Origin of the sequence: Acetobacterium sp. (assembly GCF_041752335.1) — a bacterium.
Taxonomy (GTDB): Bacteria; Bacillota; Clostridia; order Eubacteriales; family Eubacteriaceae; genus Acetobacterium.
In genome coordinates this window covers 17417-43152 of the sequence record NZ_JBGSHG010000119.1, presented here as the reverse complement: position 1 = coordinate 43152, position 25736 = coordinate 17417, and the positions used below count along the sequence as shown (strand labels likewise).

Genomic DNA, 25736 nt, shown 5'->3' with positions numbered 1-25736 from the left:
CAACTACCTGTGCTTTTAATTCTTTACTGATCATTTAAAATCTCCTTGTTTTTTAATTTAGCCATAGACCGAGTATTTTGTTGGAGTGTCAAAAAACTAAGTGAATGGTAATAACTTAATGAGTATATCATAAACATTTATTGTTGTAAATGTATTAATCAATAAAATCTTTTCTGATCTGGTCAATATCCATTTTAATTTGGGTGATTAAATCATCGATGGAATCAAATTTTATTTCATCTCTGATTTTTTTCTTGAACTCAATAGTGATTTCCTGATTATATATATCCTCATCGAAATCATAGATATAGGTTTCAATACTGAAAGGATGTTTTTCAAAAGTCGGGTTAAAACCCAAATTTGTCAGTCCATTTAAACATTTCCCCCGATAATGAACGTGGGTATAATAAACGCCGGTACTCGGCAAAATAATTTTTTTATCTAGTTTAATATTGGCAGTGGGAATGCCAAACTGGTGACCCAGACCCTTGCCTTGAACAACAACACCGCTTAATGCATAATTCCGGCCCAGAAAAGTTTTGACCTCATCCACCTGACCGCAGCTGATCAGCTCGCGAATAAAGGTGGAGCTGACCGAGTGGGTATTGATAATAAACGGCGGCAGAATTTCAACTGCGAAGTCATATTTTTTGCCCAGCTCTTTTAAGGTATCGGTAGTCCCCGCGCCCTTATAACCAAAGTTATAATTAAAACCGACCACCACGACTTTGACATTATATTTTTTGAGCAGATAGTCAGTGATAAACTTCTCCGGAGTTAACTTCATCAGCTTTTCAGTGAACGGATTCAAAAACACAAAATCAACGCCATACTCCTGAATCATCGCTTCTTTTTCAGCATTGGAGGTAATCAGCCAGGGCGTATAATTTGGAAAAATTAATTCCAGGGGGTGTTCTTTAAAGGTCATCACTCCGGTTTTACAGCCTAATCGCTGACCAATTCTTTTCGTCTCTTCCAGCAATGCCTGATGTCCCAGATGAACCCCGTCAAAAAAGCCCAGAGCTAAAACAATTTCTTCGCCATGATAAGTTTTTGTTGTCATTATTCACCTCACAGTAGTTTTGTCGGTTTGATAAAGTTGCCTTCTTCGTTCTGAACATATCTGCCCATGCCAATGAGCTGATCGCCGTCGTATAAGCGCAGGGTTTCACCGGGGTAAAAATCGTCCAGGGATTCATGGATATTCCATTGAAAGAGCTTATTGCCATTGAGTAAAAACTTGCGCCCCTGTTCGGTTGCCCGGACGCATTGGTAACGGTCAAGGGAATACGCCAATGGATAAAAAAGCGGTTCACTCTGGTCCTGGTCGACTATCTTGGCGATCTCAGCCAAGGTTAAGGCATCGTCAATGCTGAAGCCACCGACTTGATGACGGATCAGGTTTCCCATACAGGCGACTGTCCCCAGAGCGCTTCCGATATCACGGCACAGTGAGCGCATATAGGTTCCTTTCGAACAGGTTACCATGATTTTAGCTTTTTGGGACTCTTCACAGAATTCCAACAAACTGATGTCTGCAATATGAACGTCCCGTTCCGGTATTTCCACCGTTTCACCGTTTCTGGCGTAGTGATAGAGTTTTTTTCCATTGACCCGGATAGCTGAATAGATCGGTGGTTTCTGGCGAATATTACCGCTGAATTGACTCAAAATACTTTCAAAAGCGTCCCGGCAGATCCGCTGATCGCTTTCCCGGATAACCGTACCTGATAAATCACAGGTATCGGTTTCCCGCCCGAGCACCATTTCCACTTCATAGACTTTTTCGTGGTCAGTGATATATTCAACCATTTTTGTCGCCTGGCCAACACATAAAACAAGAACGCCCTGAGCATCAGGATCCAGCGTTCCGGTATGACCGATTTTTTTCGTTTTTAAAATTTTTCGGGCCTTAAAAACCACATCATGAGAGGTCATGCCCTTCTCTTTGTAGACATTAAGATAGCCATTGTAGCTGTTAACCTTCTCCATTTTGATTCTCATAAACGTCCATCAGATCACGCTTCAGTTCATTAATGTCACCACTGAAGTTAAAACCTGCCGCCCGTTCATGTCCTCCACCGCCATATTTTAAAGCAATTTCGTGAATATCATAGGGGAATTTTGCCCGCAACGAGACCCGGTACTCGCCAGCGTCGATTTCTTTTAAGAGTGCCGTGATTGAGACCCCGATGGTGTTTTGACCCAAATTGGCAACATCATCGGTGATGTTAATGGTGCCGCCGAATTTAAAGATCGTGTCATGATCCAGGATCATCAGTGCAATCGGCATGCTGTCCAGTATTTCCAATGAATGGATGGCAGCTCCGGTCATTTTCATCTGATCAATATTTTTTTGGGTATGAAGTCGTTTGGAAAGATGGGCGTAATTGGTTTTGATGGCATACAATTCACTGGCAATTAAATGGGTGTCGACCGTCACATTGGAAAATTGGAAACTGCCGGTATCGGTGGTGATCCCGGTAAAAACGGCATCAGCCATTTCTTCGTCAATTACCACCTGCAGACCTTTTAAAATGCGAAAGACAATTTCGGCCGTTGCGCCGGTAATTTCGACAAAGTTAAGATCACCATAATGGGCATTGCTTTTATGATGATCGATCACCAGTTTAGTTTTGGCTGCCGGCATTTCGGCTGGGGCAAAGGCAAAACTGTTGCTGGAGCAGTCCATAAACACAATAACGTCATAGCTGTCCTGCAACGATTGATTGAAGTACTGAATTTCATTAAAGAAACCCAGTTTGTCCTCAAGCGGCAGGTCGATGTAATAATCAACGGTTTTATTCAGCTGCTTCAAACCTTTTCCTAAAGCCACTGCTGAACCAATTGCATCCCCATCCGGTTTTTGATGAAGCAGAATCAAAAACCGTTGATTGTTGTTTAAGCAATTTAATATTTCATCAGGAATCTTCTTCATTCTGATCCTTCAGTTCTTTATCGTCTTTTAAACTTTTTAAAATCGATTCAATGTGCATGCCGTATTCAATCGAATTATCGATTTCAAAGCTCAGAGCCGGTACTGAATGAACCGTGATTACATGTCCCAAACTCGATCTTAAAAAGCTTTTGGCATTATTCAATAATTCCAGCACGACCTGCTTCTGACTATCATCGCCAAAAATACTAACATAGACGGTTGCGGTCTTTAAATCGGGGGCTGCTTTAACCCTGGTAATACTGACATTGCTGTCTTTGATACGGGTGTCTTTCATTTTGTGAATAATGATTAAGCTTAATTCTCTTTGGATTAAGCCGTTAATTTTTTCATTTCGATGAGATGCCATTTTGTTTTATCTCCTTCATGGGAAAGACAGGCTTGCGCTTATCTTTCGATTTTTTCCATGGTAAATGCTTCAATGTTATCGCCAATTTTTAAATCGTTATATCTTTCGATCCCAATTCCACATTCATATCCGGTGTTTACTTCTTTTACATCATCTTTGAAACGACGTAAAGATGCGATTTTCCCTTCCAGGATAACAATGCCATCGCGAATAATACGGACATCATCATTCCGGTTAATTTTTCCTTCGGTGATATAGCAACCAGCAATGGTACCGATGCTGGGGATCTTAAATACTTCCCGAATTTCAGCATTACCCATGACTTTTTCCCGGAATTCTGGTGCCAGCATGCCTTCCATGGCTTTCTTGATGTCTTCGACGGCATCGTAAATAACCCGGTAGAGGCGAATATCGACTTCTTCGGTTTCAGCCAGTTTGACTGCATTTTTGTCCGGTCGGACATTAAAACCAATCACGATGGCGTTTGAGGTAGATGCCAGTAAGACATCCGTTTCATTGATGGCGCCAACCGCCCCGTGAATAATATTAATACGAACTGCTTCATTATCCAGTTTTTCCAGGGATTGTTTGATCGCTTCAATGGAACCCTGAACATCGGCTTTAATGATAATGTTGACATCCTGAATATTGCCATCCTGAATCTGACTAAACAGATCATCAAGGGAAATATTAGAACGACGCTGACGTTCGCCTTTTTGCATTTCTTTTCGTTTTTCAGCCAATGAGCGGGCTTCTTTTTCATTTTCAAGCACGATAAAATCATCCCCTGCTGCGGGAATATCAGAGAGACCAGAAATTTCTACTGGTGTCGATGGACCTGCTTTCTTCAGCCGCTTGCCCTTATCATCAATCATGGTCCGGATCTTACCATAGGTTGTTCCGGAGATAATAGAATCCCCGACATGCAAGGTTCCCTGTTGAACAAGTAAGGTTGCAACTGATCCTTTTCCGCGCTTGATCTGAGATTCAATGACACTTCCTCTGGCTTCGCGGCCGGGATCAGCGGTTAATTCTTCCATTTCTGACATCATAATGATCATTTCCAGCAGGGATTCGATCCCTTCACCGGTTTTTGCTGAGACTTTAACGGCAATGGTTTCGCCGCCCCATTCTTCAACAACAAGGTTGTATTTAGTCAGTTCCTGTTTAACCCGTTCCGGGTCTGCTCCCGGTTTATCAATTTTATTGATGGCCACCAGAATCGGAACACCGGCAGCTTTAGCATGATTGATGGCTTCAACGGTTTGCGGCATAACCCCGTCATCTGCAGCCACAACCAGGACTGCGATATCAGTGATTTGGGCACCTCGGGAACGCATAGCAGTAAAGGCTTCATGTCCCGGGGTATCGATCACAGTGATGGCATGGTTATTGATATTAACGGTATAGGCACCAATATGCTGAGTGATACCACCAGCTTCGCCGGCGATAACATTGGCTTTACGAATGCGATCAAGGAGTGAGGTTTTACCATGATCGACATGTCCCATGACGGTAACGACCGGTGGGCGGGGAATTTCGTTTTCGCTTTTTTCGTCGTCGTATTCTTCCAGAATTTTTGAAACGACATCTTCAATTTTAATCGCTTCAACTTCAAAGCCTAATTCAGCTGCAACAATGGCGGCTGTTTCAAAATCGATCTCCTGGTTGATGCTGACCATGGTGCCGGCTTGCATCAGGGTTTTAATGACTTCGGTAGCGCTTATTTCAAGAATATCGGCCAACTCACCAACGGTTAAAATCTCAGGAATTTCAAATGTCTGGTTTAACTGAACAGTTTTCTTTTTTTCATCTTTAATTCGCTTGTAAACACTTCGAGCTGTCTTTTCTTTTTTACTGTGATCTCTAACTTTTGGTTGCTGACCCTGGTTGCTGGAAACGGGTCGCTTTTTATCGTCTGTTTTTTTCGGCACATTGCCCCCTGTTTTTTGTTGATTTTTTTGTGGTGGTTTTACTGGCTTTTTCGTATCTGAACTCACTTTTGGAGCAACATGATTAGAACTGGTCTTCGCGCTTTCCTTAACCGGTTCTTTTTTCTTTTCAGCTCCCAGCTCTGCTTGATACTTATCTTTATCGAATTTTTCATCAAATTCTGAAATCTGTTGATCAGTCAGGGCGCTCATATGGTTTTTTACAGGAATATTGTACTTATTTAAAATGGTTACGAATTCTTTACTGGGAATATTATATTTTTTTGCTAAATCGTATACTCTTAATTTTGACATATTATTCCTCCCTTCAAAATTATATTATTTCATTTGTTTTTTCTCTGACAGTTGCTGCCGAACAATCGCGACAACATCACTTTCTACTTTTCTTTTAAAAGCCCGTTCCAGGTAATTTTTATTCAGGAATTGATCCACACAGGCATCAGACTTACATACATAGGCACCGCGTCCATTTGCTTTTCCAGTGGGATCAAAAAAAATTTCTCCAGATTTATCTGATACAATCCTAAATAAGTCGCGTTTATCAAATTTGGAATGGCATATAACACAGGTTCTCTGTGGAACTTTTTTCATTGTACCTCCCTGACATTGTTTTATCTAAGTATTATAGCATAAAAAGCTATATTATTGATTAAAGCTTTAATTTTTAAGGTCTCAAGACTCTTCAAACACTAACTCTTCTTCAGCCATAGCCTCGTCCATCAGGTCCAGCGCTGCCGCTGATTCCAGCTCTTCTTTGAGTTCCAGTAAAATATCGTCGGTTAAGCCATTGGTGCTTTCAGCTGTGCTTTTATGTTGATTTACATAATTGAGTTTACTTTTGATATCGATCTTCCATCCCGTTAATTTGGCGGCAAGTCGAACATTTTGCCCTTCTTTTCCAATGGCCAGGGATAACTGGTAGTCGTCGACGATGGCCACCGCTGTTTTTTCATCTTTATTAGCGATGATCTCAACAACTTTAGCGGGACTCAAGGCATTTGACAAATATTCTTCAATACTGTCACTCCATTTAATCACGTCGATTTTTTCACCTTGCAGTTCATTAATAATGTTTTGGACCCGGACGCCCTTTTGACCGACACAGGCACCAACCGGATCAATACTGGGATCATTGGCTTTTACAGCTACCTTTGTCCGAGAACCGGCTTCTCTGGAAATGGAGACGATGTCGACAATGCCATCGAAAATTTCCGGTACTTCTGATTCAAATAAGCGTTTAACCAGCCCCGGATGAGTTCGGGAGACATTAACCTGGGGACCTTTGGTTGTTTTCTTAACCATCAGCAGGTAAACTTTTAATCGTCGATTGACCGCGTAGGTTTCACCGGTTGTCTGTTCCGAAGGCAGCATCACTGCCTCAAGTTTTCCCACCTCAACATAGACGACCCCTTTTTCGATTCGTTTGATAATACCGGTCAATACTTCATCCTGGCGTTTAAGGTAATCATCGTAGATGATATTGCGTTCAGCTTCTTTAATTCGCTGGATGATCAATTGCTTGGCATTTTGCGCGGCAATGCGTCCAAAATCTCGGGGTCGGACTTCTTTTCTAAAAAAATCACCGACAGCATAGTTGCTGTCAACTTCCCGGGCTTTTTCCAATGAAATCTGACTGTGATCATTTTCGGGAACTGCTACGATTTCTTTTAGTGCAAAGACCTGAATATCACCATTTTCCCGGTCAATATTAATCTCAACATTATGGGCATTACCATAATTCTTTTTATATGCTGTGGTAATGGCAGCCTCAATTGCTTGAATTAATTCTTCTTTATCAATTGATTTTTCTTCTTGAATTACATCCAGAGCGCGTATAAACTCCTGATTCATATTGGTTTTCTCCGCCTTCCGTATTATTCAGCTGATGGAAGAGGTTTAAAATTCAACTCATCCAACCGATTTGCTTTTGCGATTTTACTATTCTCCAGGGTCAGCATTTCACCTGTTTCCAGCTCAAGGGTTAATTGGTCAGTGTTATATAATTTTAATACCCCTTCGATGTCCTTTTTCCCATCCAGCGGTGCGAAAAGATGGACAGCAATTTTCTTATCAAGATTTGACAGAAAATGTTTTTCTTTTTTTAAGGGTCGATCCATACCTGGTGAAGATACTTCCAAAAAATAACTTTGTTCGATGGGGTCCGTTTCGTCAAGCAATTCACTGATCTGTCGGCTGACGGTTTCACAATCGTCCAATGAAATCCCGTTTTCAGAGTCGATAAAAAGGGTCAGACACCAGTCTTTTCCCTTTTTTTCAAAGGTTAGATCTGTTAATTCGTAACCAAGAGACTCCACTACTGGCGCAGTTAGTTCTTCTAAAAAGAACTCTTTCGATACTTTTTTCATACTTTTTCCTTTTTTATTCATTTTTAATCTTAATTGATGAGGAACTGTTTATTCGAAGTCGTTCTTGTATTGATATCGACTCGAAAAATAGTTAAGAGTGGGTCTCCCCACTCTTAATGAAATACTATATAATTGAATGAACAATTAAAGAAATCATATCCCGAAAAAACAATTAAACTTCTAAAATTTCCGCTTCTTTTTCTTTTAGAATCGTTTCAATGTTTTTAATCTCTTCGTCCGTAACCTTCTGAATTTCTTTTTCACCTTGCTTCAAATCATCTTCGGTGATCAGTCCTTCTTTTTGACCGTCTTTTAGTTCCTGAATGGCGTGTCGGCGGATGTTCCGCATGGCGACCTTGCATTCTTCACCATATTTTTTTACTAGCTTAACCAATTCTTTTCGTCGTTCCTCGGTTAATTGGGGAATTAGCAAACGAATGATTTTTCCATCGTTAGATGGATTAAAACCGAGGTCGGACTTTAAAATACCTTTTTCAATGGCGGCGATAGCAGTTGCGTCATAAGGCTGGATGACGATCATTCTTGCTTCAGGAGTACTAATATTTGCCAACTGATTCAGACTTGTCGGTGAGCCATAATAATCAACCATAACCCTATCGAGAATGCGCGGATTTGCTCTTCCTGCCCGTAAGGTGCCAAGACTCTCATTAAGGTTTTTTAAGGCTTTTTCCATTTTTTCATTAGCTGTTGTTTTAATCTCATTTACCATCTTCTATACCTCCTGAATAATTGTTCCGATTTTTTCGCCCATGATCGCACGTAAAATATTTTTCGGTTCATTTAAACCAAACACTAGAATTGGAATGTGATTATCCATACATAATGATGTTGCTGTTGAATCCATCACTTTCAGGCCCTGATTCAACACATCGATGTATGATAATTCGGAATAGCGTATTGCATCTGGATTAACCAGCGGATCTGAATCGTATACCGCATCAATGCTCTTTGCCAAAAGAATAATTTCGGCGTCAATTTCAGCAGCTCGCAGTGCTGCGGTTGTATCGGTGGTGAAAAAGGGATTTCCGGTACCGCAGGCAAAAATGACAACTCTTCTTTTTTCGAGATGACGAACCGCTTTTCGGCGAATATAGGGCTCGGCAATTTGCTTCATTTCGATGGCTGTCTGAACCCGCACCGGTACTTCCATTTCTTCCAGAACATCCTGTAAACCAAGAGCATTAATACAGGTGGCGAGCATTCCCATGTAGTCTGCGGTGGATTTATCCATCCCTTCACCGCTGCGGCCCCGCCAAAAATTACCGCCGCCCACAACAATAGCAATTTCAACACCCAACTCAAAAACTTCTTTGATCTGGCTGCAAATTGATTGAACTGTTGGCGTATCGATACCATGACCAGCGCTGCCGGCTAAAGCTTCACCGCTTAATTTTATGATGACACGTTTGTATTTCGGTTCCAAAAAGACTCCCCCTTTCATTTTCTATATTATAACGTAAGCTGTAATAATTTACAATCTTATCAACGGTAAAAAAAGAACACGAATGTGTTCTTTTTAAGCGTTTATGCGTTTAATTGCTTCGCTACTTCTTCGGCAAAGTTTTCTTCTTTTTTCTCTAAACCTTCACCCATCTGGAATCGGGCAAATCGTCTGATTTTGACATTTTCACCGATGGTCATGATTTGTTCTTTAACCAGATCTTCAATGGTCAGATCCGGGTTTTTAACAAAAGGTTGTTCCAGAAGACAGATTTCTTTGTAGTATTTAGAAACACGGCCTTCAACCATTTTATCGACGATCTTCTCTGGTTTACCTTCATTTAAAGCTTGCGCTCGTAGAATTTCTTTTTCTTTTTCAAGTTCTTCAGTTGGCACTTCTTCTTTGTTCACATACAAAGGATTGGCTGCGGCAATATGCATGGCCACGTCTTTAACAAAGTTTCTAAACCCTTCATTTTTTGCGACGAAATCTGTTTCACAGTTAATTTCGACCAGAACGCCGATTTTACCGCCCATATGAATATATGATTCAACAATGCCTTCAGCAGCAACTCGTCCAGCTTTTTTATTGGTTGCAGCCAGTCCTTTTTCTCTTAAAAAGACCATTGCATCTTCAATATTTCCATCTGTTTCGACTAAGGCTTTTTTGCAGTCCATCATTCCGGCACCACTTTTAGCTCTTAATTCTTTTACTAATTTTGCGTCCACTTTTCTCCTCCTGATAGTAATTATAAATTATTCTGCTGCAGTAACTTCAGCAACTTCGACAATTTCAGCAACTTCAGCAACAACTGCTACGTCGGCAGCAACTACTTCTGCTACTTCTACTGCTTCTACAACTGGTGCTGCTACTGGTGCTACGACAATTTCTTCTTCAACTTGCTCGCCCTGTCGGCCTTCAATAATTGCATCTGAAATAACCGAAAGGATTAAAGCAACCGCACGAATCGCATCATCATTACCAGGAATGATATAGTCAATTTCATCAGGATCGCAATTTGTATCGACGATTCCAATAATTGGAATGCCCAGTTTTTTTGCTTCGGCGATAGCAATTCTTTCTTTTTTAGTATCAATAACAAAAATTGCGCCAGGAACACCCTTCATATCTTTGATGCCGCCCAGGAATTTTTGTAGTTTTTCTCGCTGACGTTTCAGTTTAATAACTTCTTTTTTAGGTAGAAGCGCAAAGGTACCGTCTTCTTCCATTTGTTCAAGTTCATTTAAGCGGTCAATTCGTTTGCTGATGGTTCCGAAGTTTGTTAAGGTTCCACCTAACCAACGATGATTGACACAGTAGCTGCCGCTACGTTTTGCTTCTCTCTCAATACTGGTTTGGGCTTGTTTTTTGGTGCCGACAAAAAGAATTTCTTCGCCATTTTCAGCCAGTTCTTTGACAAAGCTATAAGCTTTTTCAATTCTCTTCACCGTTTGTTGCAAATCAATGATGTAAATACCATTTCTTTCGGTGAAAATATATGGAGCCATTTTCGGATTCCATCTGCGTGTCTGGTGCCCAAAATGCACCCCTGCTTCTAATAATTGTTTCATTGAAACACATGCCATAATTCATTCCTCCTTGGTTTTTCCTCCATCCTCATCAATCAAGAACATCAACCTGAAAACAGGCACCTGATGTCTCTCAGAGAATGTGTGTAATACATACCTTCATATACTAGCACAGTCATTTGATTTGCGCAAGTTTTATTTTCGTTTAGAGTAAATACTTTTGGTAATTATCGCGTTTTTCGGATATATTGAAGACTTGCTCGACGTAATTCATATCAATCGTAAAATCATCCTGTTCATAATCTGAAGCATAAAAGGATATTTCTTCCAAGAGTTTTTCCATGACGGTGTGTAATCGCCGGGCGCCGATATTTTCGTCTTCTTCATTCTGAAGAAAGGCAATTTTTGCGATGTACTTAACCGCGTCATCGGCGAAAATAAGATTGACATCCTCGGTTCGGATCAGTTCCTGATATTGCTTAATCACCGAATTCTCAGTGTGGGTCAAAATCTGGATAAAGTCTTCCTCAGTTAAGCTGTCTAAGTGAACACTGATCGGAAAACGTCCCTGCAGCTCCGGAATCATGTCCGATATTTTTGAAACATGAAAGGCGCCAGCGCCAATAAATAGAATAAAATCCGTTTTGATCGGACCATATTTAGTATTGACGGTACTGCCCTCGACGATCGGTAAGATATCCCGCTGGACCCCTTCTCTGGAAACATCCGGCCCGTGATTGTTGCCATTTCCGATGATTTTATCGATTTCGTCAATAAAGATGATGCCGTTTTGTTCAGCCTCCTTGACGCCCAGTTCATTGACCTGATCCATATCAATCAGCTTTTGGGCTTCCTGATTGATCAGTATTTTGCGGGCCTCGGAAATTTTCACATTTTTCTTTTTTTTCTTTTGCGGCAGAAAATCACCCAGGATATCATTCATATTAAAGGACATGCTGTCATTGTTCATACCTTGCATGATGCCAATGGATTTTGATCCATCATCATCCACTTCAATTTCAATAACCATGTCTTCCAGCAGGCCTGCTTCCAATTCCTTTGACAGCGCTTCCCGTTTTTCTTTTTTTGTTTTTTCCTTCTCGGCATCGCCTTCCAATTCAGGTTGGCTTGGGGCCGTCGGTGGAGCAGGTTTCATAAAGATATCAAAGGGGGTCTTGAGGGTTTCCTTTATTTTTTTAGAGGGTACCAGCGTATCAAGAATGATTTTATTGGCATTCTTTTCGGCTTCGGCATAAACCTCTTTCATTTTTTCCTGTTGGACATTTCGGATGGCGGTGTTGACCAGATCACGAACCATCGATTCCACATCTCTGCCGACATAACCGACTTCGGTAAATTTTGTGGCCTCAACCTTGATAAACGGTGCTTTTACCAGTTTTGCCATTCTTCTGGCTATTTCTGTTTTGCCTACCCCAGTAGGCCCGATTAAGATGATGTTTTTGGGGGTAAACTCATCAATCAGATCAGCCGGTAACAGCGACCGGCGATAGCGGTTTCTAATGGCGACGGCGACGGCTTTTTTGGCCGACTCCTGGCCAATAATATAACGGTTTAATTCAGTAACGATTTTTTTAGGTGTTAATTCTTTCATAACCATTCTTCCGTTTCTATAATACTTCAACAGAAATATTATTATTTGTAAACACACATATTTCTGAGGCGATTTTTAACGATTCATAGACCATTTCTTCAGCACTGAGGGTTGAATGGCTTTTTAAAGCTCTAGCTGCCGCAAGGGCATAGGATCCACCAGAGCCGATGGCCGCCACATCATCATCAGGTTCAATGACTTCGCCATTTCCTGATAAGACCAGGGTTTCACTTTCATCCATAACAATCAGCAGCGCTTCCAGCTTTCTGAGGATTTTGTCAGAACGCCATTCTTTGGCCAGTTCCACGGCAGAACGTTTTAAGTTGCCATTGTATTGTTCGACCTTGTGTTCAAACTTTTCGCAAAGGGTAAAAGCATCAGCGACTGATCCGGCAAAACCGACTAAGATTTTGTCATGATAGATTCTTCTGATTTTGGTGGCCTTATTTTTCATGATCGTTTTTTCGCCCATGGTTACCTGCCCATCTCCGGCAATGGCGACCTGGCCGTTATGGCGTATTCCTACGATGGTTGTTGCATGAAACATAGTTTTTCTCACTTTCTTATCAAATGTACTGTAGTTTATTCTGCTGTTGGCGCTTTATATCCGCAGTCTTTTTTATCGCAATAGATCGATTTTCGTTTACCCAGACCTTTTTGAAAAAGCGTTGATCCGCAGACCGGGCATTGGTCAGGGATTGGCAAGTCCCAGTTCATATAGTCACAGTCCGGATAATTGCTGCACGAATAAAAGGTCCGTCCCGTTTTGGAGGTCCGTTTGACGATATCCCCGCCGCAGACAGAACAGATGCCCCCAGTTTTCTCAAAAAATGGTTTCGTGTTTTTGCATTCCGGAAAACCGGGACAGGCCAGGAACCGTCCGAATTTTCCCTTTTTTATGACCATCCGCCGGCCGCACAATTCACAGTCCACATCCGATTCAGGATCGGCAATCGTCACCGATTCAGCCTTCTCCTGGGCATTGGTCAGTTCCTTTTCAAAGCCCTGATAAAAATTCTTCAGCAGTTCAACCCAGTCTGTTTCGCCCTCAGAAACGGAATCCAGTCGGTCTTCCATTTCGGCGGTGAAGGAAATATTAACCACGTCGCTAAAATACTCTTTCATCAAATGGGTAACCGTGACGCCGAGCTCGGTGGGCTTAAAATGTTTATCTTCCACTTCGACATAATCACGATTCTTGATGGTAGCAATGGTAGGGGCATAGGTGCTCGGCCGGCCGATACCCTTTTCTTCCAATATTTTAACCAATGAGGCCTCGGTATAACGCGCCGGGGGTTTGGTAAATTTCTGTTCTTTCGTCGTCTTAAGCCGGACCAGGTCATCACCGATGGTTAATTCAGGTAGAATACTGTCATCATTTTTACCAGCACTTTTACCAACCCGGGTAAATCCATCAAATTTTTGGGTTTCGCCTTTCGTTTTGAAAATCAGATTGCTGCAGGCGACATCAACATCGGTAACGTAATACTGCGCGTCAGCCATCTGACTGCACAGCAGTCTTTCCCAAATGAGCTTATATAAGCGATACTGATCGGGTTCCAGTGAATTTCGGGCTTCGTCTGGTGTCAACAGAACTGACGAAGGACGAATGGCTTCATGGGCATCCTGAACATTTTTCTTTTTGCCAACTTTTTTTTCGCTGCCCAGATAATCCTCGCCAAAATGCTGCTTGATATATTCTTTGCTCTCTTGCACCGCCTCGTCGGCGATCCGGGTTGAATCGGTTCTTAGATAGGTAATTAAACCGGTTAGACCGCTGCCTCTGATATCGACCCCTTCATAGAGTTGCTGGGCCAGCCGCATCGTCCGTTGGGTTGTAAAGCCAAGTGATTTATAGGCTTCCTGCTGGAGGGTACTAGTGGTAAAAGGCAAGGGCGGTTTTTGGTAACGGGTTCGCTTTTTAACGTTTTCGACTACAATTGTATTGGCTTCCACCACTTTTTCCAAACGGATGGCCTCTTCGGCATTGGTAATGGTTTTTTTCTTACCATCTTCAGAATAGAATTTTGACACAAATGATTTATCATCATCCGGTTTTTTTAAGAGTAGCTCCAGATTCCAATATTCTTCCGGAATAAATGCTGAGATCTCATCTTCCCGATCGACAATTATGCGGGTCACAACGGACTGAACCCGACCGCCGCTGAGCCCCTTCTTAACTTTTTTCCACAAAAAAGGACTCAGCGAATACCCCACCAGTCGATCCAGAATACGTCGCGCCTGCTGTGAATTGACTAAGTCAATATCGATTGTTCTTTTGTTTTCAATGGCGGCGTTTACCGCTTTTTTCGTGATTTCATGAAATTCAATCCGACATTTTGTCGCTAAATCAATTTCCAGAAAATTTGCCATATGCCAGGATATGGCTTCCCCTTCGCGGTCAGGGTCAGTGGCAAGATAGACTTGATCGGCTTTTTTAGCGGCATTCTTTAGTTTCTTTAGCAGCTCAGCTTTGCCCCGAATTTTAATATAATCGGGTCTAAAATCTTCTTCTATATTAATACCAATACGACTTTTAGGCAGATCAATCACATGTCCCATGGTTGCTTCAACTTCATAGCCTTTTGGTAAATACTTTTTGATTGTTTTTGCTTTTGCCGGTGATTCAACGATAACCAAGGTTTTACTCATAGAATACCTCCTTCTTTCTTAATACTAATGACGTTTTCTCACTTGAAATAGCCACATTATAGCAAACATTTCCACAAAATACAAACTTATGCAGTCGAATATAACCCATTGTTCTTAAATTAAAAGGATATTTCCATACTTAATCATAATAATTTCTTCGATTTCCATCATTGTCAGCAGACTATTTACCCGACTGATGGGTAATCCGGAACAAGCTACCAGCTCATCAATGGTACGATAACCTTTTTTGATCAGGTCAAACAGGAGTTGTTCCTCAGGGGTGGCCATCTTTAATGATGATTGCTCCGTGCTTTCAATTTGTTTAGTTGCAGTCTGATCAAAAATAATATAGTCCTCTAAGATATCATTAGGGTTCGTGACAAGTTTTGCACCTTCTTTAAGCAGTTGGTTTCCGCCGACCCAGGTTGCGCCGCCGATATCTCCGGGAATCACATAAATATTCTTGCCCTGTTCCAAAGCATGGTTGACCGTAATCAGTGAACCGCTTTTTTTGCGGGCTTCAATTACCAGCACCCCCTGCGAAAGTCCGCTAATAATCCGATTTCTTTGAGGAAAGTGATAGGGGAGCGGCTTTTCGCCTAAATTGAATTCCGTAATAATCAGTGCTTTCTTAGCCATCAGCTCAAAGAGTTTTTTATTAACCCGGGGATAGCAGATATCAATGCCGGTGCCTAAAACCCCGATGGTGCTGCCCAATTCATTCACACTGCCCCAATGACTTTTACCATCTATGCCATCAGCCAAACCGCTGACGATTGTAACACCGACTGCTGACAGTGACGAAGAAAATAATTGGGCATATTTTTCGCCTGCCACTGTGGGGTGCCGGGAACCGATAATCCCGATGGTAAGGGGTGCCTGCAGTAGTGATAAATCACCTTTTGCATACAAACCCAGCGGCGGCATGTAGAGATTAGCAAGCGATTCCGGGAATTCAGGATGACAGCGGGAGATTAGCTGAATATTATTTTTCTCCATATACGTCAAATCCTGTTTAGCTTTATCGAGGGATCTGACCTGGCACAGATAATTCACCGTCTTTTGATCCAAAACTTTTGTTTTTGCAAGGGTTTCAGGACTTAGTGAAAAAATTTCTTCAGGGGATATAAATTGATCAAGCAGCAGGTTCTTTTGCTTAATTGATACTTTTTCAAGATTCATAAACCATATCCAATAAATTAAATCTTTCATCGTTCCGTTTTCCCTTCTTATCCATATGCCTTATCGTATCACAATTATAATGGCAATGAAAAGCATTTACAAATAAAAAGACCCGGCGCCAGGTATTACTTCTTAGCGCAGGGTCCCAATTTTACTTAATGGTGATTATTCAATGACTTTTAAATTTGTATCAATATTCTGAGTGACATCCTGACCAAACCATTTCATTGATAGCTCGGTTAATTTTCCGTTTTCTCGCAAAGTATCCAATGCCGTATTCAATTGTTCATTAAATGCGGTATCCGCTTTTCGAACCGTGATACCGATTGGTTCGTTTGATAACACGTCTGAAGAAACAGCATAGACGTCTGGTTTTAAAGTCGTATAAAACTGAGCAACACTGATATCGGTCATGATATTATCAAGCTGTTTTCCTTCCAGGGCGGCAAAGGCGTCAAGCATCGCATCATATTTATTCACTGTGTATTCGACATTTTCCTGGGTTTTAAGGGCTTCTGCCGCATAATCGGCAGTGGTTTCAATTTGCACGCCAACTGTTTTTCCGGCCAAATCCTTTGGTGTTTTAGCTGGGGTTGCATCTTTACGCGATACAATGACAATCCCATTGGCAAGATAAGGATCAGTCATGTTAAATCCGGTTAACCGTTCTTCGGTAATGCTGGTTCCCGATAAAACAATGTCGTACTGCTTTGCGTTAAGGCCGTTGAAAATACCGTCCCATGCTGTCGGAACCCATTCGATTTTAACGCCAAGTTCATCTGCCAGGGCCTGACCCAGGTCGATATCAAAACCGACAAGCTGATTGTTTTCATCCCGGAATTCCAGGGGCAGATACATATCATTGGTTCCGGCGGTTAACACCCCATCGGCCAGCGGATCTTCATTGCTTGCAGTTTTACTGCCACATCCTGTTAAAAACAACGCAATTCCCAATACAATTGTGATCAGTAGATAACTTTTTCTTTTCATTTTTTCCTCCTGTGGTATAATCTTTGCCTTTCATTATATTTTGCAATGTATAAAAATTCAAGTTTTATTTGCTGAACTGAATTAACAGCAGGAATTCTGTTGTCCGTAGGATTACAGCTGTTTGTCAGTTTTGGGCTATTTTCGGTTCATCATTCACGATTTCCCGGTATTAACAGAACCGCTGCCGAGGCATGACGGACAATATTATGACTGACACTGCCTAAAAATATTTCTTTGATAAATCCCCGGCCCTGGGTTCCCATGACTATCAGAGGAATCTTTTCCTCATCAACAAGTTTTATAATTTCTGAGGTTGGTGCCCCGTAACGTATCTGTATTTGAACTTCGGCCTTGTTAAGAGAAAGCAGCTCCTCTTTAAGTTTTTGAAGTCGCCCATTATCAATTTCATTAAATTCTACCAGTCGATGCAGGAGGTAGGGATTGATTTTGGATTCATCCTGAATATGAAATATCGTCACCTTCTTGACACCATTTTTTACCATTTCCTTAACTTGTTCAAATGCAATATCGGCATTTTCAGAGAAATCGGTGGGAAACAAAATATGACGCATCAGATCCTTTGCATCCGGCGTTGCCTGTCCCTGATTTAAATCCCTGATCAGCAGGATTGGTTTTGTGGCACCATATAAAATATCGTAAGCAATCCCGCCGAGGAACAAGGAACCGACGATCGAGTGCTTATCGGCACCGACAACGATTAACGAATAATGATCTTCCTGAGCAATCCGATTAATTTCATTTTTTAAATTGCCGGAAATGATTTGAGTTTTCACGGTAAACCCCTGCTCAGTTAACATTGCAGACTGGTTTTTTAAATTTTCATTAAATATTGACGTTAAATAGGATGAAACTCCGGCGTCAACATCCTGAGGATTAAAACATTGAATAAGCAAACATTCTGTTGCACCCAGAGACCGCAGGCTCTTGGTACATTTCACCATCTCACTAGACGCATTTGAAACCTCAGAAACAACAATAATTTTTTCAAACATAGCAACCCTCCATGGTTATAGAATAATCCGCCAGTAAATGATTTCTTTATATTTATAACCTTTTTGGAATCAATTAAACGCTGTTATGGCATTCTGATCAATTCAAGATTTTTTATTAAGAAACAAAAAAACCTGATGTGATCATCAGGCTATAGGCATGTTTCAATCAGAAAATGATCTTATCGTTCGGTGCCAATAAAAAACAGGGCGACTGTTCCCGGACCGCAATGGGCGCCAATAACAGGTTCAATCAGGTGAACGAGAATATCCTCAGACCCGAATTTCTGTTTTATTTTATCAGCCAGATAGAGGGCATCTTCAAGGCAATCGCCATGAGAAATATAAATGGTCTGATTTTGAGGATCAATGGCCGTTTTTTCCATTTGTTCTAAAAGAACTCGGAGCGAATTCTTTCGGCCACGGACCTTAGATACCGGAATCAGGCGACCATAATCGTCCATGTGCATGACCGGCTTAATGCTAAGCACTGTCCCCATGATAGCACTTGATGTTGAGACCCTTCCCCCACGCATCAAAAAAAACAAATCATCCACAGTAAACCAGTGACAAAGATGCAATCGATTTTCAATGAGCCAGTCGTAAACCGATTCAATTGATTGCCCTTTTTCACGAAGTTTAGCGGCATGAGTTACCAGAAGCCCCTCACCAAGGGATGCTCCCAGGGTATCCACCGACAGAATTTTTGCATCGGGATACTCCGTTTTCATTTCTTCCAGCACCTGACTGCCGGTTTGATAGGTTGCACTGAGGGCAGAAGAAAAGCCAATATAAAGAAGATCCTTGCCCTGACTGAGAATACCCTCAAACAAATCACGACAGATTCCAGAGCTCATGCAAGAGGTTGTGATGACTTCTTTATTACGCATCCGTTTATAAAATTCTGTTAAGTCCGTACGTTGCTCCTTGACGTAACTTACATATTCCTCTTCGCCGATTCGGTATAAAAGCGATAATATATGCAGGTTATAGTGATTAATTAATTCATCTGGCAAATTAGCAGAAGAGTCCGTTACAATTTCAAAGCTCATTACTTCCACTCCTTTTTTTAGCGTTGATACCATACTAATATAGAATCATCGACAAATCAAGCAGAAGCAGTTATTTATATTTTTAAATTCTATTTTGATTTTATAACGGGAAATTATTTTATTGAATCCCCATAATTTTTACTTTCATAACTCCTGATGGTTTTCGCTAAGCTGTATCTTGTTCTTGAGATTTGACAGATCATCGTCTTCGGCTTTGATCAGACTCAACGAGTTTTTTATATTGATAGTCAGTTGAATCAGGGTTTCCTGATGATTTTTTATGAATTCATCGGTATTTGAATTTAACGCCTGAATTCTAGCAGCACATTTCTGATTGGCGGTTTTTAAGTGCTCGTTTAAATCATCTACCCTGGCGACCAATTTACTGTTCTCAGCGGATAAACGATTTGTTTCTGTTAATAATGCACTTCTTTCCCGAAGAATATCATCGTACTGACTCTTTAAGACATGATTTTCTTCCTGTGTCTTATCCACAGATGTAATTTCCAAATCAGGACCGCTTAGATTTTCTTTTGCATAGGATGCAAGCTCATTATTCAACTCTCGCACCATAGTCTTTAACTGATCCAGCTGAGCCTTCATTTCCTTGCTTTCTTGCTCATAGATCAGGTATTCCTCAAGTTTTTTTTGCGATTCAATACTGGCTTCTATGGGATCCGTATTAAAAGATTCGGATTGCTGCGGATTTTGATTGGTGCTTAATTCGTTAATTAACTGGTTCAATTCTTCATTTTCTCTTTTTAGTTCGTCAATCTGATTTGACATTTCCACTTTCGAACTTTTACAGAGATTATACATTTCTCCGTATTGATCCCGTTCCTGTTTTAACATCGTTATCATGGCTGCATATTCTTCCAGCCGATTATTGAACGATTCCTCAGCACTACGTAAGTTTTCGCTTAAATTGTCAATAAACTCCGTTACTTGTTTTTTATTGTATCCGCCCATTTCTTTTCCAAAAGACAATTGTGTTTTTGATTTTACTGACTTATCTCTGAGCTCATCTAAGGTTAGTTGATCGGATTTTTTTGCCATGATTAATTATACCTTTCTAAAATTATTGCCTGACAACGAGACAGTGATTGATTTCTAACTGATGTTGGTTACAGGAACCAGACTTGAGCTCCAATACCCAGTATGCCTTTTTGATATGTGGACTCACTTTTCCTGGTTTCATTTCTTGTTCGATATGCAGTATATCTCCCTTTTTGGACAAAAATATCGCATCAATCGAAAATTTCATTCCAAAAGTATGAACCTGGTTACAATTTTTTAGCAGGAGTCCCTGATTCTCAGACAACCCGGCGGTTCTTAATAAGCCGACCAAGCGGGTAATAAACCGATCAGCTAGTTTTACCTCACTGAACAAAACCTTGTCATTTTTTAAGATGCTACAATTCTTCATTTATTATACCCCTTAACCAAACTGTTTAACAAGCTGTAAAATTGTGGGCCCCAAAAGAACGATAAACAAAACTGGGAGAACGAAAAATACCAGCGGAATCATCATTTTTACCGGTGCTTTCATTGCTTTTTCTTCGGCCCGTTGCCTTCTTTTTATCCGCAATTCTTCAGACTGTGCCTTGAGCACATGATTAATGGGGATTCCCAATTGTTCAGCCTGAATAATTGAACCGACAAAGGTTTTTAATTCTTCAACCGAATTTCGGTCGGCCAAACTCTTAAGGGCATCTTTTCGCGGTTTTCCAAAATTGATTTCAGTATGCACAATATTAAGCTCGGCAACCAGTACACCACTCAATCGCTCGCCGATTTTAATTAAAGCCGAATCAAAACCCAAGCCTGCTTCCATGGTAACACATAAAATATCCATAATATCCGGTAATTCATTGGAAATGGCACCTTGACGTTTATTAATTTTAAGTTTCAAAAAGATTACCGGGAAAACAATCCCCAATAACATGCTTACAAAAACGAATAACAATTCATTTAAGATGTTCCACCGTGTCAAAAAGGTTACAATAAATGATCCCATAAAAAAGCATCCAAAAACAACAATCCGAATAGCATTATATTCATTGACGGCCAGCTGCAAACCGGCAAGCCTTAGATTTGTTTCGGTTTTTTTATTGCTTACACCGCTTTTCTTGGGAAATAGCGATGATATTTTCTTAATCAACGATTGATAGCTGGGCAGAATAACCCGTTGGAAAAAAGGCTTTTCAAACACATCATCAAGATCATTCTTATTTCTTTTTTTTATCGAATCAAGTCTTTTCTTTTTTTTATCAGCGATGCTTGCTTTATTATAAAAAACGATCAGAATCAGCACAAAAAGCAGAGCCGAAACACTTATTACTAAAAACATCATTGAAGGCCACCTCATTTCAATCTGAATTTAATCATTGCACTTAATGCTTAGAATCTGATATTGACAATTTTTCGGATTAACAGGTAACCGATCAGCTCCATAATCATGGCAATAACAATCATCGCGATGCCAAGATTGGATTCAAAAAAAATCGTTACATAATCGGGATTAAATAGCATAAATACCAGAATAATTACCACCGGCATTAAACCAACCACGAGACCGGAGGTTCTGGCCGTGGCAGTCAGTACTTTTATCTCGTTTTTTATTTTAAACCGTTCCTTGATAGTACCTGAAATATTTGTCAGAATTTCTGAAAGATTGCCCCCGGTTTGACGTTGAATAAGGATCGCTGAGACAATCATCATAAAGTTCTGGCTGCCAATTTTGTCAGACAATCGTGTTAAAGAGGTTTCTATGGAGCTTCCCAATTTTAATTCCTTGACAACTCGGCCAAATTCTTCCGAAATCGGATTTGGCATTTCGGTTGAAATACTGACCAGTGCCTGTTGAAAGGTGAGCCCAGCCTTTAAACAGCTGCTCATAATACTAATGGCATCAATCAGTTGCTGTTCAAACAATTCGACCCGTTTCGCTCTTTTTTTATTGACATACAAGGGTGGGGCTAATAACCCAAAAACCAAGATAATAATTACGAAGATAATATTAGCGCTCAGCATAAACAGCAGGGTTGAGGGAACAATGGCCAAGACAAACCAGAATACCAGAAATTCTGATGGCCGGATCAGAATTCCGGACATTGACAAGTCGTTTTCCAGTTTTTTAAGAACCTTATGCTTTGACTTATCACGATTCCTTTTGACTTTTTCGAGACTTGCTAAATCTGAATTTCTTTGACTTATCATTGCCTCAAATCGCTTTTTCATCTGACGCTGATCCGCAGAAATGGCATACAGCAGCAACAAAACCAGAAAGAAAACTGTGATCATAATTAGTAAGGTGACCATTATCGCGTTCATTGCATTACCCCATTACGTTTCTTTATTCAATAAACCAATCATCGTTGACCATAACCCCATTATGGGTAATTTTTTCTAAACACCGGGGTTTGATCCCCATGCTTTTAAAGCGGCCCTTGAATTTTCCATCGGTGTCTAATTGCCCGGTCATTTCATAGCTGAAAATATCCTGCATGACGATAACATCCCCCTCCAGTCCAGTGACCTCGGTAATATTGACCACCTTTCGAGTTCCATCGCGGAGTCGGGATTGCTGGATGATGATGTCAATCGCGGAGGTCGTCTGATCCCGGATTGCCCGCAAAGGTAAATCCATGCCTGACATTAAAACCATGGTTTCAATACGCGACAGCGAATCCCGCGGGGTATTCGCATGGATTGTGGTCAAAGAACCATCATGGCCGGTATTCATGGCCTGAAGCATATCGATGGTTTCAGCTGATCGGACTTCACCGACAATGATGCGGTCCGGCCGCATTCGGAGGGCATTAACAACCAGTTCCCGAATCGATACCTTGCCTCTTCCTTCGAGGTTGGCGGGCCGGCTTTCCAGGGTGATGACATGATCCTGGCTCAACCGCAGTTCAGCCGAGTCTTCAATGGTAACAATCCGCTCGTTATCTGGGATAAAACTGGACAGTACATTGAGCATGGTTGTTTTTCCGCTGCCGGTTCCACCTGAAACGATGATGTTCAATTTACCTTTAACACAGGCTTCTAAAAATGATAGCATTTTTTTTGAGATCGAACCATAACCCAGCAATTGATCCGTTGTGATCGGTTTTTTTGAGAATTTTCGAATCGTGATAACTGGTCCCACCAGGGAAAGCGGTGGTATCACCACATTTACCCGGGAGCCGTCTTGCAGCCGGGCATCCACCATCGGACTTGATTCATCAATGTGCCGGCCCACCGACGAAACGATCCGGTCAATGACATTCATCACATGCTGATTGTCTTTAAAGACAACCGGAGACAACTGAATCTTACCGCTTTTTTCAATGTACACCCGGTTATATCCATTAACCATGATTTCTGTAATATCCGCATCATTTAAAAGAATCTCGAGCGGCCCATAACCAATAATCTCATTAAGCAGTTCTTCCGTAATTCGGCTGCGATCCAGCCGGTTGACATTCTCCGCCTCAACGGTCATGACATTTTCCAGAATTCTTAATATTTCAATGGCATTTTCTTTGCCAACCTTTTCAACCTTATTATTATTGATTTCATTAATAACTTCCTGATGCACTCTGTTCTTAAGATCCTGATGGATGTCAACATGAAAAACTTCCTTTTTGCCTTCTTCCTGGGCATTGTCTTTTTGTCCCAGCCGCTGTTGTTCCATTTTTTCCAGAAGTCCCATTTTTTTTACCTCATTTATTAATTTTTATTAGCTGACCCGATGGTCGATGGTATGCACCACATAATTGGCAAGTTTTTTAAGATCTCTACCGATTTCCGATTTTGGCGAGTCCAATACAATGGGAATGCCCTTGTTGTGGGCGGTTGTCGCTGTCTTAAAATCAAAAGCAATGGTGTTCTTAACCTGTTCATTTAAAACCCGTTGCATATCTTTTAAACTGATCAGTCCCTTAGTCAAACGATTGATAACTAATTCAGTTTTTTCCTTCTGCTGCAGGGACTCAAGAATATTGAGGGTGATCTTGGTATTGCGTAAAGTCGAGATATCCTGAACTGAAATTAATAAAACCAGATTTGAATTCTCAATGGCAGCCATGGTAATGTCACTGAACACCGGGGCCGTATCAATGAGAATATAATCATAAAAGGGTCGCATCGTATTGATCATCGTTTCGATGTTTTTGGGTGATACATATTCGGCATACTCCGGACTCTTTGGCGCACAGACAATACTGACTCCTGAAAAATGCAAAGCCATCATCCGCTTGATGGCATCAATGTCCCCGGCATCGTTCCCCTGGGATAATTCAGAGATGGTATCCTTCGGGTCAATATCGAAATAGACATTGACATCCCCAAACTGGAGATCGGCATCAATCACAGCTACTTTTTTGCCCATTTTTGTCAGTGACACAGCTAAATTTACCGTGAGTGTTGTTCTGCCAATCCCGCCTTTCGCACCAAATACTGTGATGATCCGGGATTGCATGTTATTTGATGAAGTGATGTCAGAATTTTCCATCCGGGATTTTTCCATAGAATGGGCTAATTTGATGTTCTCTGTTAATGTCTCGGCATCAATGGGAAACTGCAAGACTTTTCGGATGCCGGCCAGCATGACTTTTTCAATCATGCTCATATCAAAATTGTCACAGAGCAGGATCACGGCGCAGCCGGGAATATTAATGTAGATCTTTTCGGCCAAATCGATGGCGGCTTTATAGTCATCTTCGCATTGAATGATCATCACATGGGGTTTTAAACTGATAGATTTATCCAGAACACTTTCGTCCTGTTTTGAAAAACCGATAAAGGCGACCGTATCATTTCGCAGCAGGCTCTTAATTTCATAGATTCGATTATCATTGTTCCCGATAATCATTACTTTTATCTTTTCCATCGGTTCACCCCATTTCATTATTAGCAGTTGAAAAAATTATATTTGGCCAGAGAAATCTAAGTTGGAAAGGGTGTCGAACCTAAAATAGCATTATCCACAGGTGATCGGAGAACGAGTCGGTAGTCTGTCTCTTCCATACCATTTAAAATGGCATAATGTAATTTTGTAACATCTGAAGCGGGAACTAATAATGTCACCGATGTGTATTCCCCACCTTTGTCACCAGTACTTTTAGGACCAATTTCCAGAATCTCAATATTCTCTACAACATACTGAGAATCCATCCCGTTTTGATCACTCATTACAGCAATAAGATCAACCCGATCACCCTTTGTTAAATAACCAGCCACACCTCTTTCTTCATCAACCAGGATGGTTACCCCCCGATAATTCGGATCAATGGCGTAGGATAAATTATTGTTTTCCTGGTTGGTATCGCTTAACCGGCTTGTTAAAATCTGTTCATCGGCTTCAATGTTTTCTTTGGTGATCCGGCCTAAAACATCTTCCTGGTTCGTTATTGCCAGTTGATGCACCATTTCAACGGGAATCTCCACGATAGTCAGCATTTCTTTTTCGATAACGGTGCCCTTGGAAATCGACTGTGCCGCTGTAACTACCGGTTGGGTTTCCTGATTTTTTCCTTTTTCTAGTGATGTTGCAAACTGAAATACGGCAATCCCGGTAATGATAGAAACCACCAGGGCGATAATAATAAGTTTTTTCATTGATCTCTCCACTATATT

At 41.1% G+C, this 25736-nt stretch carries 26 protein-coding genes; all 26 read right to left on the bottom strand.

Features of this window, described 5'->3' with window-relative positions; translation table 11 throughout:
• Positions 1 to 154: 154 nt before the first annotated feature.
• Positions 155 to 1063, bottom strand: coding sequence for a bifunctional riboflavin kinase/FAD synthetase (locus ACEW8F_RS14645; protein ID WP_373484204.1), 909 nt, complete (start codon positions 1061 to 1063; stop codon positions 155 to 157).
• An 8-nt stretch (positions 1064 to 1071) separates the two neighbouring features.
• On the bottom strand, positions 1072 to 1992 hold the full coding sequence (gene truB / locus ACEW8F_RS14640; protein ID WP_373484203.1) for a tRNA pseudouridine(55) synthase TruB: 921 nt from the start codon (positions 1990 to 1992) through the stop codon (positions 1072 to 1074).
• Positions 1979 to 2938, bottom strand: a complete 960-nt coding sequence (locus ACEW8F_RS14635; protein ID WP_373484202.1) for a bifunctional oligoribonuclease/PAP phosphatase NrnA — start codon at positions 2936 to 2938, stop codon at positions 1979 to 1981. The genes truB and ACEW8F_RS14635 overlap by 14 nt, the downstream gene beginning before the upstream one ends.
• Positions 2922 to 3305: a ribosome-binding factor A gene (gene rbfA, locus ACEW8F_RS14630; protein WP_373484201.1), complete on the bottom strand. Its 384-nt coding sequence runs from the start codon at positions 3303 to 3305 to the stop codon at positions 2922 to 2924. The genes ACEW8F_RS14635 and rbfA overlap by 17 nt, the downstream gene beginning before the upstream one ends.
• Positions 3306 to 3343: 38 nt before the next feature.
• On the bottom strand, positions 3344 to 5551 hold the full coding sequence (gene infB / locus ACEW8F_RS14625) for a translation initiation factor IF-2 (protein ID WP_373484200.1): 2208 nt from the start codon (positions 5549 to 5551) through the stop codon (positions 3344 to 3346).
• 24 nt (positions 5552 to 5575) lie between these two features.
• Positions 5576 to 5848: an RNase P modulator RnpM gene (gene rnpM / locus ACEW8F_RS14620; RefSeq protein WP_373484199.1), complete on the bottom strand. Its 273-nt coding sequence runs from the start codon at positions 5846 to 5848 to the stop codon at positions 5576 to 5578.
• 81 nt (positions 5849 to 5929) lie between these two features.
• Positions 5930 to 7108, bottom strand: coding sequence for a transcription termination factor NusA (gene nusA / locus ACEW8F_RS14615; protein WP_373484198.1), 1179 nt, complete (start codon positions 7106 to 7108; stop codon positions 5930 to 5932).
• Between the two features lie 23 nt (positions 7109 to 7131).
• On the bottom strand, positions 7132 to 7623 hold the full coding sequence (rimP, locus tag ACEW8F_RS14610) for a ribosome maturation factor RimP (RefSeq protein WP_373484197.1): 492 nt from the start codon (positions 7621 to 7623) through the stop codon (positions 7132 to 7134).
• A gap of 172 nt (positions 7624 to 7795) precedes the next feature.
• On the bottom strand, positions 7796 to 8353 hold the full coding sequence (gene frr / locus ACEW8F_RS14605) for a ribosome recycling factor (protein ID WP_373484196.1): 558 nt from the start codon (positions 8351 to 8353) through the stop codon (positions 7796 to 7798).
• A 3-nt stretch (positions 8354 to 8356) separates the two neighbouring features.
• Positions 8357 to 9085, bottom strand: a complete 729-nt coding sequence (pyrH, locus tag ACEW8F_RS14600; RefSeq protein ID WP_373484195.1) for a UMP kinase — start codon at positions 9083 to 9085, stop codon at positions 8357 to 8359.
• 83 nt (positions 9086 to 9168) lie between these two features.
• Positions 9169 to 9813 (bottom strand): translation elongation factor Ts, encoded by a 645-nt coding sequence (gene tsf, locus ACEW8F_RS14595; protein WP_373484194.1) that lies wholly within the window; start codon positions 9811 to 9813, stop codon positions 9169 to 9171.
• Between the two features lie 27 nt (positions 9814 to 9840).
• On the bottom strand, positions 9841 to 10671 hold the full coding sequence (gene rpsB, locus ACEW8F_RS14590) for a 30S ribosomal protein S2 (protein ID WP_373484193.1): 831 nt from the start codon (positions 10669 to 10671) through the stop codon (positions 9841 to 9843).
• A 148-nt stretch (positions 10672 to 10819) separates the two neighbouring features.
• Positions 10820 to 12226, bottom strand: coding sequence for an ATP-dependent protease ATPase subunit HslU (hslU, locus tag ACEW8F_RS14585; protein ID WP_373484192.1), 1407 nt, complete (start codon positions 12224 to 12226; stop codon positions 10820 to 10822).
• 16 nt (positions 12227 to 12242) lie between these two features.
• Positions 12243 to 12773, bottom strand: coding sequence for an ATP-dependent protease subunit HslV (hslV, locus tag ACEW8F_RS14580; RefSeq protein WP_026393155.1), 531 nt, complete (start codon positions 12771 to 12773; stop codon positions 12243 to 12245).
• 35 nt (positions 12774 to 12808) lie between these two features.
• Entirely contained in the window at positions 12809 to 14878 is a 2070-nt protein-coding gene (gene topA / locus ACEW8F_RS14575) for a type I DNA topoisomerase (protein ID WP_373484191.1), read from the bottom strand.
• 114 nt (positions 14879 to 14992) lie between these two features.
• Complete coding sequence (gene dprA / locus ACEW8F_RS14570) at positions 14993 to 16060, bottom strand: DNA-processing protein DprA (RefSeq protein ID WP_373484190.1); 1068 nt, start codon at positions 16058 to 16060, stop codon at positions 14993 to 14995.
• A 165-nt stretch (positions 16061 to 16225) separates the two neighbouring features.
• Positions 16226 to 17050 carry a transporter substrate-binding domain-containing protein gene (locus ACEW8F_RS14565; protein ID WP_373484189.1) on the bottom strand — a complete coding sequence of 275 codons (825 nt, stop codon included), beginning with the start codon at positions 17048 to 17050 and terminating at the stop codon, positions 16226 to 16228.
• Positions 17051 to 17199: 149 nt separating this feature from the next.
• A complete protein-coding gene (locus ACEW8F_RS14560; RefSeq protein WP_373484188.1) occupies positions 17200 to 18063 on the bottom strand; it encodes a universal stress protein in 864 nt (287 codons plus the stop codon).
• 179 nt (positions 18064 to 18242) lie between these two features.
• A complete protein-coding gene (locus ACEW8F_RS14555; RefSeq protein ID WP_373484187.1) occupies positions 18243 to 19112 on the bottom strand; it encodes a DegV family protein in 870 nt (289 codons plus the stop codon).
• Between the two features lie 144 nt (positions 19113 to 19256).
• Positions 19257 to 20168 carry a hypothetical protein gene (locus ACEW8F_RS14550; RefSeq protein ID WP_373484186.1) on the bottom strand — a complete coding sequence of 304 codons (912 nt, stop codon included), beginning with the start codon at positions 20166 to 20168 and terminating at the stop codon, positions 19257 to 19259.
• A gap of 22 nt (positions 20169 to 20190) precedes the next feature.
• Complete coding sequence (locus ACEW8F_RS14545) at positions 20191 to 20538, bottom strand: DUF192 domain-containing protein (protein WP_373484185.1); 348 nt, start codon at positions 20536 to 20538, stop codon at positions 20191 to 20193.
• 12 nt (positions 20539 to 20550) lie between these two features.
• A complete protein-coding gene (locus ACEW8F_RS14540; RefSeq protein WP_373484184.1) occupies positions 20551 to 21465 on the bottom strand; it encodes a type II secretion system F family protein in 915 nt (304 codons plus the stop codon).
• A gap of 47 nt (positions 21466 to 21512) precedes the next feature.
• The gene (locus ACEW8F_RS14535) at positions 21513 to 22445 is read right to left on the bottom strand and encodes a type II secretion system F family protein (protein ID WP_373484183.1); all 933 of its coding nucleotides are present in this window, start codon (positions 22443 to 22445) and stop codon (positions 21513 to 21515) included.
• 22 nt (positions 22446 to 22467) lie between these two features.
• Positions 22468 to 23811: a CpaF family protein gene (locus tag ACEW8F_RS14530; protein WP_373484182.1), complete on the bottom strand. Its 1344-nt coding sequence runs from the start codon at positions 23809 to 23811 to the stop codon at positions 22468 to 22470.
• A 27-nt stretch (positions 23812 to 23838) separates the two neighbouring features.
• The gene (locus tag ACEW8F_RS14525; RefSeq protein WP_373484181.1) at positions 23839 to 24990 is read right to left on the bottom strand and encodes an AAA family ATPase; all 1152 of its coding nucleotides are present in this window, start codon (positions 24988 to 24990) and stop codon (positions 23839 to 23841) included.
• 56 nt (positions 24991 to 25046) lie between these two features.
• Positions 25047 to 25718 carry a Flp pilus assembly protein CpaB gene (gene cpaB / locus ACEW8F_RS14520; protein WP_373484180.1) on the bottom strand — a complete coding sequence of 224 codons (672 nt, stop codon included), beginning with the start codon at positions 25716 to 25718 and terminating at the stop codon, positions 25047 to 25049.
• Positions 25719 to 25736 lie beyond the last annotated feature (18 nt).